This is a genomic window from Virgibacillus necropolis, from assembly GCF_002224365.1.
Taxonomy (GTDB): Bacteria; Bacillota; Bacilli; order Bacillales; family Amphibacillaceae; genus Virgibacillus_F; species Virgibacillus_F necropolis.
On sequence record NZ_CP022437.1, the window covers coordinates 3,020,518 to 3,037,768 of the forward strand.

Consider the following 17,251-nt stretch of genomic DNA (forward strand, 5'->3'; position numbering starts at 1 on the left):
GATTCCTATTGTTAATGCAAAAGTAAGTTTCTTGCTGTTTTTTTCGACAACCTATTAACTATAACATTTCCTATACCGATTGTCTACTACAAAATTATATTTCTATAAATCTGGAAAACAACTTCTAATTGTTTTCTCTTTCGCTACCAGCGCTGGCAATCAGCACTGTTTTTTTAGCAGCAAAAATAATATTACTACTTCTAAGACATGAAGTCAATACTATTTATGCATTTATTGAATAAGCCACTTATAGATTAGTCAAGTAAGAATCCCTCATACTCTTCTACTCTATCTAGCTGAGTGAACCAACGAAAAAGAAACAAGCTACCTATGAGCAGCAGCTAACCCGAAAATATAAGCTGTTCTTTTATGTATCTTCCCATCTCACCTTTTACTAAACCTAAGAAAAGTAATACTAGTTCTATTGTTTCTATTAAACTTGGCGAAGCGGGTATGATGCGAATTAGAACTACCGGATATCCTATTCGGGAATGACTTGAAACATTCGATCAAAGATTTCCCCCTCACAAACATTCGATGCATGTTCGAACTGCCTTTATCAAATCATCATTAGACCAGCTAGGAATACCTTTATGTTTTAAAGCGAGATCATGTGAAGCTGGGATATGGATAAAACCTGATGGAACTGAAAGATTTTCTTTTTGGAAATGATATAATCCGTGATACATGACATTATTACATAGGTACGTTCCAGCGGTGTTTGATATCTCTGCTGGCAAACCTGACCTCACTAATCTTTCCACCATCTTGTCTAACGGCAGCGTGGAGAATAAACCATCTTGTCCGTTCTCAAAAATTGCTTCTCCGTTTGGTACATGACCTTTATTGTCTGATTCCCCATCATTACAGTTAATAGCAATCCTTTCAGGTGTGACCTTATAGCGACCACCCGCTAATCCTAAGGAGATCAAGGCATCTGGTTGTACATTCTTTATTTCATCAAGTAATTGCTTCCCGCTTTTTGAAAAGTCTACGGTTAATACCTTACTCACGATTTCATAACCGTTTAGCGTAGAACCATCTAATTCTTCTACTATTTTTGCTGTGGGATTTACTGGAAAGTCTAAAAACGGTTCGAATCCTGTTAATAATAACTTTTTCAAGCCTCTCTCCCTCTCTTTTAGTACTACCTTCTACTATAGTATATCTAATTTTCATCATGTGTTAAATAAATCTATTTCTCATCCTTTTTATTTTTCACTACTGACCTTGCGCTGTTCCTTAAATTAACTGTATGTACAAAAAGAATTACTAACATTTTTTGATTTAATTTCTAAAAAATGAACAAGATAATAGGAGTGAGTTTAACTTGGCAAAGAAGTTAAGTTTCACTTATAAAAAAGTAGGAGGTCTTTTAATGTCAGAGGAAAATAAAAATCGCAATAAAGATAAGGGCAGACAGAACAACAGGACAAGACATAATAAGCAAGCAGCAGATGTTGAGTTTGCTAATGAAAATGAAAATAATAGCGATTTTCTTAACTTAGACAACAAACAAAATAAAAGAAACCGGGATCAAAACAAATAGTAGCTTAAGCAGCAGTGAAAAGGTTGTGCCAGAGATTGATTTTGGGACAACCTTTCTTATCTGCATAAATGCAACTAAGTCATTCGCCCAAAGGCTTGGCGAATGCCAAGTTTTTCTAACTATTGTTATTATCTGTTTAAAAACGCGGCGTCAAAGAGTAAGCCATAACATACAAAGTTGATACTTGTATGTTATAGCTGGATTATTTCTTTTTCTACTTATTTGTATTTCGCAAGCTTCTTACTGTCGTTTTTTTGTTTTTTTATTATTAAACTTTTCGGCTGGTGTTAGTGGTTCATTAGCAAATTCATGATCAAATTTCTTTGACAAGTTACCCCTTACAGCTTGTTCATCACTAACTCCACCATTTATTTTATTCTTCTTATTTTTGCTCATCTAAAGCACCTCCATACGGTTATTTTGCCTTAATTAACATTCATTATCCGTATGTTTGGTTTTTACCATGCTTAAAAGTTAAACCACTTCATGGTCAATAACGCCAAGTTTTTTTAGCATAGGATCTGTTAAGACAAAAACCTTTTTGACCTCTAAGTCCTTTAAAATATCCGCTAACTCAGTAAGAGATCATTCCTCATGATAGATCTTTTTTGGGGATACAAATTGATTCATTCTATTCTAACTCCCCTCAAGATACGATTGATACTACCCTAAATCGATCTCTTTCCGTTTACTTGAGGAAGGGATTTTTAATTCCTCTCGATATTTAGCAACCGTTCTTCTTGAAATGCTAATTCCTTTTTTCGTTTTAAAATAATAAGCTATCTTTTGATCAGAAAATGGTTTTTGTTTACTTTCTTTTTCAACAAAATCCTTTAACAATAGTTTGACTTTTGCCTGCGATGCGTGATTACCATCATCTGACGACAATTTTGAATTAAACAACTTGCGAATATCAAAAGACCCTCCTGGGGTTTGAATTACCTTGTTCATTGTAGCCCTGCTTACAGTAGACTCATGCATCTCGATTTCGTCAGCAACTTCCTTCAATGTAAGTGGTTGAAGTTCAGTGAATCCATTCATGAAAAAGTTATGTTGTCTTCTTAAAATAACATTTACGACCTTTAAAATAGTTGACCTGCGTTGTTCAATACTACTAAGTAGCCACTGGTAGCTTTTGAAGTGGCCTTGGATATAGGTTGATAGTTCATTGTTGCCTGTTTTGAAATCGGTGTATTGGCTGCTGACACGAATTTCAGGTAAATAAGCGTCGTTCAAATAGGCAACGTACCCGTCCCCTTTTTGTTCTACAATTATATCTGGATTTAAATAATCCGCACGGGAGTTCGAGATACTCGTACATGGTTTTGGATCAAGATTCTGAATAAGATCATGGATTACCTTCACTTCTGATAAAGTTATATTCATATGGCTCGCAATCTCATTCCACTTTTTGTTTGCAAGAAGGTCTAAATATTCCTCGATTACACACGCAAGCTGGGCTTTCTCAGGATAATAGAATTTCACCTGTAATAATAAACATTCCTTTAAGTTTCTGGCGCCGACTCCCACTGGCTCTAATTGTTGGAGTAACTTAATACCTTTGTTGACTTGCTTTTCATTAAGACAGAGCTCCGTTGCAATGACATCTACTTGTAATGGTAAATATCCATTTTCATCTAAATTAAGGATCAAGTAATGTATTAATTTCTTCTCCTTTTCATTAATAGAAAGCCACTGCGTTTGTTCAATTAAATGTTCCCGCATGCCTTTATCATTAGTTGCTATAAAATCAAGTGGATCTGTATGTACAGCCTTGTTTATTTTATTTGTATAAAAGCTATCGGGAACTTTTTCTTTTAACTCTATTAAAGGATTCTCTAATTGTTGTTCCTGTATAAATTGATATAATTCATACGTTGAATACTGCAATAGTTGGATTGCTTGTCTTAATTCGGTTGTCATCTTAAGATTAAGCGTTTGCTTCTGTTGAAGTACAAGTTCCATTTTGTTCCCCCCATGTGAAGCTTCCTGTAATTTTGAATCCGCTTACAATTATATTATAATATGAATTCATAAAATAATCGATGAAATAACTAAATTATTTTAAGAATATAACTTTTCTACATGTAGAAAGCAACAAAAAAATAGCTGCCCTCTTTTCGAAAGGGACAACTATTTTTAATAATTGAATGGAAAAAGCAGTAAACGCAAATCAGAAAAATATATGTGTGTTTAAAAAGATATTATTCACATAATCAGTTTTCACTAGATAAATATACTCATAATCAGCGTCATCCCAAAACCGACCAAAGCAATGATCGTTTCCATAACTGTCCAGGATTTCAGTGTATCTTTCTCAGACATTCCGAAGAAACGGCTAACCATCCAAAAACCTGAATCATTAACATGAGACGCAATGGTTGCCCCTGAAGCAATGGAGATAACAAGTAACGCAAGCATCGGACCCTCGATACCAAGCGTACCGATTACCGGTGTGATTAAACTGGCCGCAGTAATCATCGCAACCGTGGCTGAACCTTGTGCAATACGAATTGCTGCAGCAACAAGGAAAGCAAACACGAGGACTGGTATGTTTAGATCGGCCATCGAATTAGCCAACACATCCCCGATTCCAGTTTCAACCAACACTTGGCCGAAAACTCCACCCGCACCAGTAATCAAAATGATAATACCTGCAGGCTCAAGCGATTTCGTTGCGATTTCCTGAATCTCTTCTTTAGAATAACCGCGTCGTGTGCCCAGCAAATAAAAGGTTAACAGTGCAGTAATCGTTAATGCGACTCCAGGGTTACCGATAAATGTAACAATTGTTCTCAGTGTACTATCCTCAGCAAGCATTACACCCGCAAATGTGTTTAATAAAATAAGAAATAGAGGCAGTAAAATAAGGGATGCAATCATGCCAAAACTAGGCAGTTCTTTATCATATTGCTTCCCTCTCGCTTCTTCCGCCATGTTTTGCATCATTAATTTCGGGACTTCAACATGGATCTTTTTACCAATATACGTACCAAAAATTGGACCAGCAATAATAGCAGCAGGAATTCCAGCAATTAGACCAAACAAAATAACCCAACCGAGGTTGGCACCTAGTAATGAAGCAACAGCGATCGGTCCAGGTGTCGGTGGCACGAAACTATGTGTGACCGCTAAACCAGCTAGTAACGGAATACCGAAATGAAGCAATGACTTTCCTGTTTTTTGTGCCAGGCTATATAAAATCGGCACTAATATAACAAAAGCAACATCAAGAAACACAGGAATAGAAATAATAAAACCGGTTAAAACAAGCGCCCAGTTTACATTTTTTTCGCCAAACTTGTTCATTAGCGTAAGTGCCAATCGCTCGGCACCTCCAGAAGCCTTCAGTATCTCGCCAAACATGGCACCGATACCGATGATGACAGCGATCTCACCTACTGTTCCACCCATACCAGCCTGCACGGCTTCAAAAATTTCCGCTGGGCTCATTCCCGCCATTAGGCCAATAATATAACTGACGACAATTAATGCAAGAAACGCCTGAAGATTCATTCGTATAACAAGAAATAACAATAACGCGACACCGAAAACGGCAAGTAAAATTAACCCTATTGTAGACATTTAAATTCTCCTCCTCCATTTGTTTGTACAATGAACATTTTCTTTTCTGTGATAAAATCATTTTCAATACATTGTGTACAATCCTTAAAGCAACGGATTTTTATAATAAATTCCCCTTACCATTCCGCTACTGTACCGTCCTTGTTCCGCCAGATAGGATTTTTCCATTGGTGACTAACTTTTGTTGCTTCCTTGATACGATCTTCGTTTATTTCGATGCCAAGACCAGCTCCTTTCGGCATTTTAACTGAACCTGATTCGTATTCGAATACCGCTTTGTCAACAAGGTAATCTAATAAATCACTGCCTTTGTTGTAATGAATACCAAGACTTTGCTCCTGAATAATGCAGTTTGGTGTACACGCATCAAGCTGGAGTGAAGCTGCTAGATTAATAGGCCCAAGTGGTGCGTGTGGCGCAACCGCTACATCAAACGTTTCAGCCATCGCCGCGATTTTTTTCGCCTCCAGGATACCGCCAGCGTGAGACAGATCAGGCTGAATAATATCAACGACGCCGTCCATCAACATTTGTTTGAAACCCCAGCGTGTATAGTTACGTTCACCTGTAGCAATCGGTGTTGTCGTGTGATTGGCGATTTCCCTGAATGCCTCAAGGTTTTCAACAAGGACAGGCTCTTCAATAAACATTGGCCGGAAAGGTTCAAGCTCTTTCACAAGAATCTTAGCCATCGCTTTGTGTACACGGCCATGAAAATCAATGCCAATGCCAAAATCATTGCCAACAGCATCCCGAATAGCTGCGACCCGATTAACAGCAGCATCCACCTTTGTGTAGCTGTCGATGTAATTCATTTCCTCGGTCCCGTTCATCTTGATCGCTGTAAAACCAGCATTGGCCTTTTCCTTTGCAGCTGCGCCGACATCTTGTGGACGATCACCGCCAATCCATGAATAAACCTGAATAGTGTCCCGAACTGCACCGCCAAGCATCTCATAAACGGGCATATTGTAATATTTCCCTTTAATATCCCAAAGCGCTTGCTCAATTCCGGAAATTGCGCTCATTAAAATTGGGCCTCCACGATAAAATCCACCACGATACAAGACTTGAAAATGATCTTCAATATTTCGTGGGTCCTTGCCGATTAAGTAATCCATCAATTCCGTAACACATGCTTCCACCGTGTGCGCGCGCCCTTCAATAACCGGCTCACCCCAACCAATGACTCCTTCATCTGTTTCGATTTTCAAAAATAACCAGCGCGGTGGTACTTTATAAAGTTTAAAATCGGTAATTTTCATAACGGTTACACATCCTTTATCGCTTCTACAAACTGTTGTGCTTTTTCAGTGATTCCTTTTAATGCATCTGGATTGATTAATTGTTTTGTGTTAACGAGCGCACTACCAAGACCGGCAGCAACAGCTCCATTTTCGAAATATTGCCTTACGTTGGACAAATCAACGCCACCTGTCGGCATCAAAGGAATGTGAGGTAAAGGTCCATGGATATCCTTTAGATAACTTGGGCCCATAATACCAGCAGGAAAAACCTTAATTAGGTCTGCTCCATGTTCATAAGCAGTTAAAATTTCTGTTGGAGTTAAGGCACCGGGAATACTTACAACACCATAGCGTTTCGTTAATCGAATCGTTTCAACGTTAACAGTTGGTGAAAAAATAAATCGGGCACCTGCCATGATCGCCGTTCTAGCCGTTTCTGGATCAAGTACGGTACCAGCACCAACAATCATTTGATCGCCAAATTCCTGGTTTAGATTTCTAATTAAAACGTCCACTTTCGGCGTATCTGCTGTAATTTCTAAAATATATATCCCGCCTTTATGAAGTGCACGTGCAATAGATAAAACCTCTTCACCTTTTGCACCACGTATGACGGCGACCAACTTGTGTTCCTTTATTCGCTGAAATGTATCTACCATATGTAACAACCTCCCTATCTCTCAACATCATCTTGATGAGTATTGTTCATAAAATGAGTAAGTCTTTTTTTGTCGGGTAATCCTTCGACATCGCCATCGGCCATCGTCACCATTGCACCAACAGCATTGCCACGTCTGACTGCTTCTATCAAATCAAGTCCATCAACTAAGCCCGACAAACAACCTGCCGCAAAACCATCACCAGCTCCAACTGGATCTACTATATGTTCAACTGAAAACCCTTCCACAAAACTTGAAGTCTTATCGGATAAAACGTAAGCGCCTTTTTTTCCAAGCTTCATAATCACCGTTGATGCACCGTTATCATAAAACGCTTGAGCCAATGTTTCAGGATCCGATCTACCGAATACGAATTCTGCTTCATCAATCCCCGGTAAAACGATGTCAGCCATCGCCGACAACTCACGAAGAACTTTTCTCGCCTGGCTCTCGGTCCATAACTTGCGCCGGAGATTAGGGTCGAAAACAACGGTCACACCGTTTCTTTTTGCGTAGTCAATAGCTGTTAAAACGGTTTCATAACAGTCCTTACTAAGCGCAGGAGTGATCCCTGTCACATGCAGAAACTTTGCACTTGCGATATAAGTTTCATCTAAATCATGAGCTAACATCTGGCTCGCCGCCGAATCATTCCGATAATACTTCACCTTTACTTCATCGGGCGACAGTTTTTCCTTAAAATAAAGACCTGTCGACGCAACGTCATCAAACATAACCTGGCTGACGTCGATGCCTTCACCCCGAATGAAGGATAGGATTCTTTCGCCGAATTCATCATCTCCAAGCCGACTAATCCAACCAGCTTGATGACCCAGCCTGGTCAGTCCAATTGCTACATTCGACTCAGCACCAGCAATTTTTGTTGAAAAATCACCAGAATACCGCATGAGTCCTGTCGTTTTAGTGGTAAACAAAACCATCGTTTCCCCGAGTGTAACAACATCCATATTTTCTCCTCCTTTCTCGTATTGTGCTTCAAGCACAATAAAACGTTTACATCTACAACCGTTTCAACGAAATTGCCTCTCGCATATTTTGCAAAGCTTCTCTCCCTTTTTCTTTGTTTGCAATCATTACATTGGTATAAAGCGCATCAACAATACTGAGCTGTGCAAACCTTGATGACATTGCTTCTGAACGAAAATCAGTTTCTTCTGCAACGGTATACAGCGAAATATCCGCATCTTTTGTTAATGGAGATTTAGCAAAATTCGTAATACTAATCGTTTTGACTCCTCTTTCCTTTAAAATTTGCAAAACATCCAGCATATCCTTTGTTGATCCAGAATGAGAGATTAATATTGCGACATCTTTATCCGTTAATTGTGAAGCTGACATTAGCTGCATGTGTGATTCAAGGTTAGAGCTTACTTGAAGACCACTTCGGATAAATTTGTGATACGCATCCATTGCTATGAGCGCTGAACCACCGTTTCCAAAGAATTCTACTCTACCCGCTTCTAAAATTGCTTCGACAGCTTGTTCAAATATAGCGCCATCCAGAATATGCATCGTATCTTCAATTGTTTTAATATTAGAACGGAATATTTTTTCTGAAACTGTTCCTATACTGTCCTCTTCGTTAATTTTTTCATGTATATCCTTCATTGGTGTTACAATATCTGCCGCTAACGCAATTTTTAACGCTTGATACCCCTTAAAACCAATTCGCTGACAAAAACGAAATACGGTGGACTCGGCTACATTTAACTCATCTGCCACCTGATTAATCGTATGATGAATAATATTTTGGGGATTATGTAAAATATAGTCCGCAATTTTCTTTTCTTTGTCACTGAATTTTCCATAGTTACCTCGAATGCTTGCTAAACCATGTTTATGCCTGTTATTCATTGGCCAGCTCCTTGATTTTGAAATTATAAAATAACTATACAAGAAAAAAAATCTTTTTTCAACATTGCATATGAAAAAAAATTTGATATACTTACATTAAAGTCAAAATAATTCTTCTAAAACGAGGTGGACACGATGAAATTAGGTATTATTGGCCTTGGTAAAATGGGGCTGAATTTAGCATTAAACTTAAACGATCACAATCATGAAATTATCGGGTATGATAACAAATCAGTAAACATTGATGATAAAAAATTACAAATTAAAGCGTCTATAGCAGATTTTGTGCAGGAGCTTCCTAGACCAAGAAAAATTTGGTTAATGGTCCCTGCTGGTGAGATTACAGGATCAGTTATCAATGAGCTAACTCATCATTTAACAGAAGGTGACATGATTATTGATGGCGGGAACTCTAATTATAAGGACACCGTAAAACGTGCTGAATCTCTTATGGAAAAAAGAATTTATTTCTTTGATTGCGGAACAAGCGGCGGTACTGAAGGAGCAAGAAACGGTGCATGTACAATGGTTGGCGGAGATGCAGAGAAATTCAAGGAAATCGAACCTTTATTCAAAGATTTATCCGTGGAAAATGGCTATCTATACACTGGAAAATCAGGAAGCGGACATTTTTTAAAAATGGTCCATAACGGTATAGAGTATGGCATGATGCAATCAATCGCAGAAGGATTTGAAATTTTAAACAAAAGTGACTTCAATTATGACTATGAAAAGGTTGCGAAAGTTTGGAATCACGGCTCTGTTATCCGTTCTTGGCTGATTGAATTAATCGAAAACGCCTTTTCAAAGGACGCAAAGTTGGATGAATTGCGCGGTGTAATGAATTCATCTGGAGAAGGAAAATGGACGGTTGAATCAGCGCTTGACTTTCAAGTTGCAGCACCAGTTATCGCGTTATCATTAATGATGCGTTACCGTTCTCAAGAAGACGATACTTTTTCAGGTAAGGTTGTAGCAGCATTACGGAATGAATTCGGTGGACACGAAGTAGTAAATAAATAATATAGTAGGGAGAAAAAGGAAGCATTATCTAAATCCTTTTTCTCTTTCTATTGAAATAATAAACAGTAGGAGGTACAGCCATGAAGCAGCAATCATTCTATTTAGGGGTAGATATTGGGACAACTAGCACAAAAGCTATTTTATATACAAAAAAAGGTGAAGTTGTAGCATCTCACACAATAAACTACCCATTACATACCCCAAATCCATTAGTCGCCGAACAAAACCCAGATGAAATAGTTGATGCAGTTGTCGGAACGATTAGAGAAACAATTCGAAAAAGTGACATGTCAAACTATCAACTAAACTTTATCTCATTTAGCTCAGCTATGCACAGCCTTATAGCAGTGAATGAAGAAGGAGAATTGTTAACGAACAGTATTACCTGGGCTGACACAAGAAGTGCAGAATACGCCAAAGAAATCAAAGAAAAACATAATGGGCATGCGATCTATCTGCGAACTGGGACACCAATACATGCAATGTCACCGCTAGCAAAGCTAGTTTGGTTAAAAGCAGAAAAACTAGCAATCTTTGAAAAAGCAACTAAATTCATTTCGATAAAAGAGTACGTATTCTATAAGCTTTTCGGTAAATATGTAATCGATTATTCGATTGCTTCTGCAACAGGTCTGTTTAATTTACAATCGCTTGATTGGGATACAGAAGCATTACAACTTGCGGGGATAACCCCTCAGCATTTATCGGAAATTGTTCCTACAACGTATAAAATGACTGGGATTAAAGAAGAATACCAGTCGTATATGGGGATTGATCGTAATGTGCCCTTTGTTATCGGTGCTAGTGATGGTGTTCTCTCTAATTTAGGTGTTAACGCAATCGACCCAGGTGTAGTTGCTGTAACAATCGGGACTAGTGGGGCTATTCGTACCGTTTACAACGAACCAAAAACAGACCCAAAGGGACGGATATTTTGTTATGCCTTAACCGAAAATCATTGGGTTATTGGTGGGCCAGTGAATAATGGCGGGATTGTTTTGCGTTGGCTACGTGACGAATTTGCTGCTGCTGAAGTTGAAACTGCCAAACGACTGGACATTGATCCGTATAATGTTTTGACAAAAATAGCTGATGGTGTAAATCCAGGCTCCGATGGCTTAATTTTTCATCCATATATGACTGGGGAACGTGCCCCATTATGGAATGCCAATGCACGGGGATCATTTTTTGGTCTAAGCATTCATCATAAAAAACAACACATGATTAGGTCAGTTTTAGAAGGAACTATTTACAACCTATATACCGTTTTGCTAGCACTTGAAGAATTAACGGGGGAACCAAAACGCATCCAAGCAACTGGTGGTTTTGCGCGCTCGGAAATGTGGCGCCAGTTAATGGCAGATATTTTTGATAAACCAGTTATCGTCCCAGAAAGCTTTGAAAGCTCATCTTTAGGCGCTGTAGTACTAGGAATGTATGCAATGGGGGAAATAGATGATTTCAGTATCGTTTCGAAAATGGTTGGAAATACAAATACGCATCACCCCGTTGAGGAAACGACAGCTGTTTATCGTGAACTTTTGCCCATTTACATTCGATTGTCGCGAATACTTAATGAAGAATATGAGAATATTGCAGCGTTTCAACGAAAATATTTAGGTGAAGCTAAAAAATAAAAACCAAAATAGAGTAGGCGCATGAATTATTTATACACCTACTCTATTTTACAAATTTAACTTGAAATTAATAGATACCTATAAAGGTTAAGAGGATAACTACTAGTACTGAAATTACTGGAATTAATACAGCGACAACAAATATATCCTTATAACTATCTTTATGTGTCAAACCAGTTATCGCAAACAACGTTAGCACTGCTCCATTATGCGGTAGGGCATCCAACCCTCCAGAGGATAAAGAGGCAACTCGGTGAAGATGCTCTGGATCAATTCCAGTGTTCTGAGCGATTTTATAATACTTATCCCCAAGTGCTTCAAGTGCTATTCCTAATCCCCCTGAGGCAGACCCTGTCGCACCAGCTAAGACATTGACAGCAATTGCTTCAGAGATTAATGGATTACCTTTCACTCCTAGTAATACCTCTGTAAGCTTATCAAATCCTGGAACCGCTTTTACAACAGTACCGAATCCAACAGCAGCACTTGTATTAATAATTGCTGTAACTGAACCAACTGCTCCACTATTAATAGCTTTTACAAAACCTTTAAATTTGGACAAGTTTAGCAGCATAATTAGAACAATCCCCGAAATTAGCGATGGCACAATGTCCCATTTAAAGACATTCAACGTAATAAGCACCGTTAGAAGTGGTAATAAAGACAATATAAATGAAGGAGTTTTCCCTTCCACCTTAAAAATTTTATTATCTTTTGGTTCTGTATATGTTTCTCCATTAGCCGTTAACTTTTTCTCGCGCCATCGAAGATACAAATATCCACCTACTGCCATTATTAATCCAGCGATTATTCCCATTATTGGAGCCGCTGTTGCGGAAGTTTGATAATAGTCAATAGGGATTAGATTTTGTATTTGTGGTGTTCCTGGTATTGCTGTCATTGTAAAAGTGAAAGCTCCTAGCGCAACTGTTGCCGGTATTAACTTTCTACTGATATTAGCTTCACGAAACAATGTTAAAGCTAGTGGATAAACAGCAAAAACAACTACAAACAGACTAACACCACCATATGTTAATACTGCCGCAGAAACCAACACACCTAAAATTGCACGCTCGGTGCCAATAATTTTTGTTGTCGCAACCGCGACCGATCTTGCCATACCTGTATCTTCCATTAACTTTCCAAACACTGCCCCAAGCATGAAGACTGGGAACCAATCTTTTGCAAATGACACAAAACCGCCCATATATGTGTCTTTATACGCTTCAAGTAGATCAAGCCCCCCTGTGAGCGCCACTACCCCCGCAGCAATAGGCGCCACCCAAATAATTGACCAACCCAAGTAGGCTAATACCATTAAAACAATAAGACCAAGTAATATACCAAACATGAAAACCCCTCCTTGATTTGAAATAGTGTTTTACATCTACAACACAAAGCTATCCACTGTTATTGCGCGGTATACCCACCATCAATAACAACAGCTTGACCAGTCACTCCTCTTGCTTTATCACTTGCCAGAAACAGTGTATAATCCGCAATTTCCTGAACGGACAATAAACGTTTTTGTGGAACTAGTGGATAAATTACTTCCTCGAGTACTTTTTCCAATGAAATATTGCGATTACTCGCTAAATCCTCAAGCTGGTTTCGAACAAGAGGTGTATCTACATACCCTGGGCATATAGCATTAACCGTGATTCCACTATCCGCACCTTCTAAAGCAGTAACTTTAGTTAGTCCAATCACACCATGTTTCGAACTATTATAAGCAGCCTTTCCTGCGAAACCAATCAGACCATTGATAGAAGCCATATTGATAATTCGACCCGTTCCTTGTTTTTTCATGATAGGAAATACATGCTTGGTCGCCATGAACGGTGCAACAAGCATCACTTTTGTAATAAACTCAAACTTCTCTGTCGGAAAATCTTCAATTGAATCAATATGTTGTAAACCCGCATTATTAATCAGAACATCGAGCCTGCTATACCGTTCGACTGTCGCATTAATTGCGCTTTTTAACTCTTCTTCGTCTGTAACATCACACTTTATACCAAAACAGTCATAACCTTCTTGATTTAATTTTTGCGTAACTTCGTGTACTTTCTCTTCGTTAATATCAGAAAAAGCTACTTTAGCTCCATTTTTAACAAATTCGACCCCAACTTCGTAACCAATACCACTCGCTGCGCCTGTAATAAATACAACTTTATTTTCAACCATTGTAACCATCCTCCTATACCTCTTTTTACTAAGATGTTCTGTTTATTGCACCCTCGGATATATACTTGCAATAAGCATGCCAACATTTAGATTATGGGAAAATGCAATAATGACTTAGATTAAATTGAAAAATAAAAAACCCCACTTTCCGCTTTCACGGAAAATAGAGTTCAAGGCATGCGTAACAATAATGAAAGCCCTTACTTTTTTATGTATAAATAAAGCATTCCACATTTTCGGAATAATCTTCCGAAATAACGGAAATGTTACAACCCATACTTTTTTATTTTGTCATACAAGTTTGATTTACCTATTCCTAATAATTCTTTTGCTTTCGTTTTATCTCCGTTCACCTTGTTTAATACCTTCTCAATCACCTGTTTTTCTGTATTTTCCATGATCTCTTTTAACGTACCATTCTCTTTAAGAAAAGAAGCATTTAACTGGATATGGTCTGGTAAGTCTTCAAATTTAATAAGCTCTGTGTTGGTTAAATGAACTGCAGATTCAATAACGTTCTCTAATTCTCTTATATTTCCTGGCCAATTTAATTGAACGAATCGATCTAAGACATCCAAATCAATACCAATAACTCTTTTTCCCGTTCGATTTGTGACCTTATCAAGAAAAAATTTAGATAAAACACGCAGGTCTTCTGGTCGATCTCGAAGTGGTGGAATATGGACCTGAATGACGTTAATTCTGTAAAACAAATCTTCCCTAAACCGCTGCTCCTCTATTAGCCTCTCTAACGGTTGATTTGTTGCGGCTATAATTCTTACATCCACCTTCTGGGTATTAACTGATCCAACCGCTTCAACTTCTCCTTCTTGTAAAACTCTTAAAATCTTCACTTGAGCACTTAACGGCATATCACCAATTTCATCTAAGAAAAGTGTACCACCATCTGCTAGTTGAAACTTTCCTAATTTCCCGCCCTTCCTCGCACCTGTAAAAGCCCCGTCCTCATAACCAAACAGCTCTGATTCAAGTAAATGGTCCGGTATTGCCGCACAGTTAACCGTAACAAATGGTTTTGTATTTCGTTCACTCAATTGATGAACACTATGTGCAAATAGCTCCTTTCCTGTTCCACTTTCTCCCCTAAATAAGATAGATACATCCCCAGGGGAAATCTTTTTAATTTTATTCTTAAGGTCATTCATTTGGCGTGAACTTCCAACTATATCGTGAAGGGAGTATGTAGCACCATCCTTATTTTTGAATTGATTACGATAATGTTCAAGTTCTAATAATAGATCTTTTATATGACTATTCATTTTCATCCATTCTTTTGTATCACGAAACAGCACCGTTCCAACTGCTCCAACTACTCTTCCGTCAGAATGTATTGGGATTCTATTCGCAATCATATGGTTTCCACGAATATATTGAAGATCTGCAATTTCCTCAATCCCTGTCCGAGCAACAATATGCATTCTAGAATTTTCAATGACATCGGCGACATGCACGCCGATTGCTTCTGATTTATCAACACCAAGAAAATCACAATAGGTGTTATTTAGATAGGTAATCAACCCTTCTTCATTAACTACAACAAAACAATGATAGGCATGCTCAAAAACAGTTTCAAAGATTTCATCCCGATAACTATCTAAAGATACCATCACAAACCCCTCCAAGACTCTCAACGTTATTACATTATTATAACAAAATGAAGATCAGAAAATCGGTTGAAAATCAATGAAATTTAATAGTAACCAACGTCAACTATACATAGGTTATTTTTTAAGGCTATGGATCTCGGCTTGTAAAGCAGCGACCTCTTTTAATGCCTTCTTATCTTCTAAAAAATCTGTGTTTCCGTTTCTCCTGGAACTACCGTAAATAACCATAATTTTATTCAATTAAAACACTCCTCGTCATTTTCCCTAAACGAATTTAAAACTAATTCAGTAAAAGCCTCAACGGCGGGAGACACCCATCTTTTCTTTTTAATTAGCATATGGGAATAAATTGGGTCAAATTTTTCAGAATGACTTAGGATTTTTAGCTTGCCTCTATCTACTTCTTCTTTCACTGTAATGTAAGGTAATACAGCAAATCCAAGTCCACTCATAACCGTTTGTTTGATTGCTTCTATACTCCATAACTCCATGGTTTGAAAGTTGTGGATGTTATGCTTTAAAAGATATCTTTCAAACATTGACCGGTAACTGCATCCTTCTTCGTTTGTTATAAAAAAGTATTGTTGATTATCTTTTTTATATTCATCAAAATGATCTGGACCATCATTACTGCTGACAAGGACGATTTTCTCCTCACCTAAGGGATAATGAATGCACTTTTCGAGATTTAATTCTGGGTATACCATTAAAGCAATATCAACCCGTCCGCTTACTAAGTCAGCTTGATTTTGTCCACATGTACCGTTGGTTAGCGTGAGTTTCACTTGAGGATATTTCAAGGAATAGCCCCTAATGATTGGACCTACTTTAGAAATAGTTAAAGATTCTGGTGCGGCCACCCTTAATCCTCCCTTAACTTCATGGGCGCTTTGCATGTTCTTAATCTGATCATGGGTAGAAAGTAAATCCTCCGCTAAAGGTATTAATTCTCTTCCTAAATGAGTAAGCTGCAATTTCCTATTTTCAAAAGTGAAAAGTTCGCCACCAATTTCGTGGTCAAGTGCTTGAATATGAGAGGTTATCGTGGATTGAGTATAACCTAACTTCAAAGCAGCCCTTGTATAACTTCCTACTTCTACAATGGTTTGAAACGTTATAAGATGTCTAATTTCCATACCGATTCTCCTCCTCTAAAAAGATGCATCGAAAAAAACGATAATGATTTTATTAATTTCAATTTTATTTATAGATAACATTATCATACAATAAAAGTAGTCCATTAACAAATTAGTATTGAAGGTGATTGAATGAGTATAACAGCATTTCTTTCTTATGTAGTAATTACATCAATTACGCCTGGGCCAAGTAACATCTTAATGATGAATGAATCACGAAAATGCGGCATTACTGGGGCATGGCGTTTCAGCAGCGGGATTTTGGCAGGATTTGCTGTACTTGGATTTATGAGTGGAGCACTTACAACAAGTCTATACAGTTGGATTCCTGTTATAGAGCCCTATTTTAAATTAGCTGGTGCAGCATATCTACTTTACTTGGCATGGCAAATTAGCTTCCAAAAAGGTTCAAAAAAGGGCTATGAGGATATGCAATCCTCCTTTTTATCAGGTTTTATATTTCAGGTTATTAATATAAAAAGTATTTTGTTTTTCCTAACAGTGATGAGCGTTTTTATTCTGCCGTTTTATCATTCTGTTAAATCCATTGTATTTTATTTAACTTTAGCCATTTTTCTAGGGTGGTTAGCACTGCTTTTATGGTCAGGGTTTGGCTCTATCTTCAAAAATTTATTTACAAAACATGACAAGTCCTTTCGAGTTATTATGAGTTTATTATTGATTTATTCTGCGGTAAGTATTTATCTTTAACCTAAACAGAAACA

The 17,251-nt window shown here is 37.8% G+C and carries 17 protein-coding genes; 4 read left to right on the forward strand and 13 right to left on the reverse strand.

Annotation, left to right across the window (positions count from 1 at the left end):
- Window positions 1-524: 524 nt before the first annotated feature.
- Entirely contained in the window at window positions 525-1,124 is a 600-nt protein-coding gene (locus tag CFK40_RS14420) for a pyroglutamyl-peptidase I (RefSeq protein WP_089533015.1), read from the reverse strand.
- Window positions 1,125-1,330: 206 nt separating this feature from the next.
- Between CFK40_RS14420 and CFK40_RS20795 the strand changes: the two genes are divergently transcribed.
- The gene (locus CFK40_RS20795; protein ID WP_152640136.1) at window positions 1,331-1,549 is read left to right on the forward strand and encodes a hypothetical protein; all 219 of its coding nucleotides are present in this window, start codon (window positions 1,331-1,333) and stop codon (window positions 1,547-1,549) included.
- A gap of 240 nt (window positions 1,550-1,789) precedes the next feature.
- Here the strand turns inward: CFK40_RS20795 and sspO are convergent, their stop codons facing one another.
- The 7 genes from sspO to CFK40_RS14455 all read right to left on the reverse strand — a co-directional run bounded on the left by sspO (window position 1,790) and on the right by CFK40_RS14455 (window position 8,915).
- On the reverse strand, window positions 1,790-1,945 hold the full coding sequence (gene sspO, locus CFK40_RS14425) for a small acid-soluble spore protein SspO (RefSeq protein WP_089533016.1): 156 nt from the start codon (window positions 1,943-1,945) through the stop codon (window positions 1,790-1,792).
- Window positions 1,946-2,212: 267 nt separating this feature from the next.
- Window positions 2,213-3,514 (reverse strand): RNA polymerase factor sigma-54, encoded by a 1,302-nt coding sequence (rpoN, locus tag CFK40_RS14430; protein WP_089533018.1) that lies wholly within the window; start codon window positions 3,512-3,514, stop codon window positions 2,213-2,215.
- A gap of 261 nt (window positions 3,515-3,775) precedes the next feature.
- Complete coding sequence (locus CFK40_RS14435; RefSeq protein ID WP_089533019.1) at window positions 3,776-5,134, reverse strand: GntP family permease; 1,359 nt, start codon at window positions 5,132-5,134, stop codon at window positions 3,776-3,778.
- Between the two features lie 116 nt (window positions 5,135-5,250).
- Complete coding sequence (gene dgoD, locus CFK40_RS14440; RefSeq protein ID WP_089533021.1) at window positions 5,251-6,399, reverse strand: galactonate dehydratase; 1,149 nt, start codon at window positions 6,397-6,399, stop codon at window positions 5,251-5,253.
- 5 nt (window positions 6,400-6,404) lie between these two features.
- The gene (locus CFK40_RS14445) at window positions 6,405-7,040 is read right to left on the reverse strand and encodes a bifunctional 4-hydroxy-2-oxoglutarate aldolase/2-dehydro-3-deoxy-phosphogluconate aldolase (RefSeq protein ID WP_089533023.1); all 636 of its coding nucleotides are present in this window, start codon (window positions 7,038-7,040) and stop codon (window positions 6,405-6,407) included.
- A gap of 14 nt (window positions 7,041-7,054) precedes the next feature.
- A complete protein-coding gene (locus CFK40_RS14450) occupies window positions 7,055-8,008 on the reverse strand; it encodes a sugar kinase (protein ID WP_089533024.1) in 954 nt (317 codons plus the stop codon).
- 52 nt (window positions 8,009-8,060) lie between these two features.
- Window positions 8,061-8,915: a MurR/RpiR family transcriptional regulator gene (locus CFK40_RS14455; protein WP_089533026.1), complete on the reverse strand. Its 855-nt coding sequence runs from the start codon at window positions 8,913-8,915 to the stop codon at window positions 8,061-8,063.
- Between the two features lie 135 nt (window positions 8,916-9,050).
- Here CFK40_RS14455 and gnd point away from each other — a divergent pair, with 135 nt between their 5' ends.
- Window positions 9,051-9,938 carry a phosphogluconate dehydrogenase (NAD(+)-dependent, decarboxylating) gene (gene gnd, locus CFK40_RS14460; protein ID WP_089533028.1) on the forward strand — a complete coding sequence of 296 codons (888 nt, stop codon included), beginning with the start codon at window positions 9,051-9,053 and terminating at the stop codon, window positions 9,936-9,938.
- Between the two features lie 80 nt (window positions 9,939-10,018).
- The gene (gene gntK / locus CFK40_RS14465) at window positions 10,019-11,575 is read left to right on the forward strand and encodes a gluconokinase (RefSeq protein ID WP_089533030.1); all 1,557 of its coding nucleotides are present in this window, start codon (window positions 10,019-10,021) and stop codon (window positions 11,573-11,575) included.
- Between the two features lie 67 nt (window positions 11,576-11,642).
- On the opposite strand, the gene CFK40_RS14470 is transcribed toward gntK, so the two are convergent.
- The 5 genes from CFK40_RS14470 to CFK40_RS14485 form a co-directional block, all read right to left on the reverse strand.
- On the reverse strand, window positions 11,643-12,926 hold the full coding sequence (locus CFK40_RS14470) for a GntP family permease (protein WP_089533031.1): 1,284 nt from the start codon (window positions 12,924-12,926) through the stop codon (window positions 11,643-11,645).
- Between the two features lie 59 nt (window positions 12,927-12,985).
- Window positions 12,986-13,762 carry a 3-hydroxybutyrate dehydrogenase gene (locus CFK40_RS14475; protein ID WP_089533032.1) on the reverse strand — a complete coding sequence of 259 codons (777 nt, stop codon included), beginning with the start codon at window positions 13,760-13,762 and terminating at the stop codon, window positions 12,986-12,988.
- 266 nt (window positions 13,763-14,028) lie between these two features.
- Window positions 14,029-15,390: a sigma-54 interaction domain-containing protein gene (locus tag CFK40_RS14480; RefSeq protein WP_089533033.1), complete on the reverse strand. Its 1,362-nt coding sequence runs from the start codon at window positions 15,388-15,390 to the stop codon at window positions 14,029-14,031.
- Between the two features lie 114 nt (window positions 15,391-15,504).
- Complete coding sequence (locus CFK40_RS21520; RefSeq protein ID WP_264371369.1) at window positions 15,505-15,630, reverse strand: hypothetical protein; 126 nt, start codon at window positions 15,628-15,630, stop codon at window positions 15,505-15,507.
- On the reverse strand, window positions 15,627-16,526 hold the full coding sequence (locus CFK40_RS14485; protein WP_089533035.1) for a LysR family transcriptional regulator: 900 nt from the start codon (window positions 16,524-16,526) through the stop codon (window positions 15,627-15,629). The genes CFK40_RS21520 and CFK40_RS14485 overlap by 4 nt, the downstream gene beginning before the upstream one ends.
- A 132-nt stretch (window positions 16,527-16,658) precedes the next feature.
- Between CFK40_RS14485 and CFK40_RS14490 the strand changes: the two genes are divergently transcribed.
- Window positions 16,659-17,237 (forward strand): LysE family transporter, encoded by a 579-nt coding sequence (locus CFK40_RS14490; protein ID WP_089533036.1) that lies wholly within the window; start codon window positions 16,659-16,661, stop codon window positions 17,235-17,237.
- The last annotated feature ends 14 nt before the right edge of the window (window positions 17,238-17,251 follow it).

What these genes read in the sequence shown, in the direction of transcription:
- sspO (WP_089533016.1), bottom strand. Translation starts at nt 1,945, where the DNA reads ATGAGCAAAAATAAGAAGAATAAAATAAATGGTGGAGTTAGTGATGAA.
- rpoN (WP_089533018.1), bottom strand. Translation starts at nt 3,514, where the DNA reads ATGGAACTTGTACTTCAACAGAAGCAAACGCTTAATCTTAAGATGACA.
- CFK40_RS14435 (WP_089533019.1), bottom strand. Translation starts at nt 5,134, where the DNA reads ATGTCTACAATAGGGTTAATTTTACTTGCCGTTTTCGGTGTCGCGTTA.
- dgoD (WP_089533021.1), bottom strand. Translation starts at nt 6,399, where the DNA reads ATGAAAATTACCGATTTTAAACTTTATAAAGTACCACCGCGCTGGTTA.
- CFK40_RS14445 (WP_089533023.1), bottom strand. Translation starts at nt 7,040, where the DNA reads ATGGTAGATACATTTCAGCGAATAAAGGAACACAAGTTGGTCGCCGTC.
- CFK40_RS14450 (WP_089533024.1), bottom strand. Translation starts at nt 8,008, where the DNA reads ATGGATGTTGTTACACTCGGGGAAACGATGGTTTTGTTTACCACTAAA.
- CFK40_RS14455 (WP_089533026.1), bottom strand. Translation starts at nt 8,915, where the DNA reads ATGAATAACAGGCATAAACATGGTTTAGCAAGCATTCGAGGTAACTAT.
- gnd (WP_089533028.1), top strand. Translation starts at nt 9,051, where the DNA reads ATGAAATTAGGTATTATTGGCCTTGGTAAAATGGGGCTGAATTTAGCA.
- gntK (WP_089533030.1), top strand. Translation starts at nt 10,019, where the DNA reads ATGAAGCAGCAATCATTCTATTTAGGGGTAGATATTGGGACAACTAGC.
- CFK40_RS14470 (WP_089533031.1), bottom strand. Translation starts at nt 12,926, where the DNA reads ATGTTTGGTATATTACTTGGTCTTATTGTTTTAATGGTATTAGCCTAC.
- CFK40_RS14475 (WP_089533032.1), bottom strand. Translation starts at nt 13,762, where the DNA reads ATGGTTGAAAATAAAGTTGTATTTATTACAGGCGCAGCGAGTGGTATT.
- CFK40_RS14480 (WP_089533033.1), bottom strand. Translation starts at nt 15,390, where the DNA reads ATGGTATCTTTAGATAGTTATCGGGATGAAATCTTTGAAACTGTTTTT.
- CFK40_RS14485 (WP_089533035.1), bottom strand. Translation starts at nt 16,526, where the DNA reads ATGGAAATTAGACATCTTATAACGTTTCAAACCATTGTAGAAGTAGGA.
- CFK40_RS14490 (WP_089533036.1), top strand. Translation starts at nt 16,659, where the DNA reads ATGAGTATAACAGCATTTCTTTCTTATGTAGTAATTACATCAATTACG.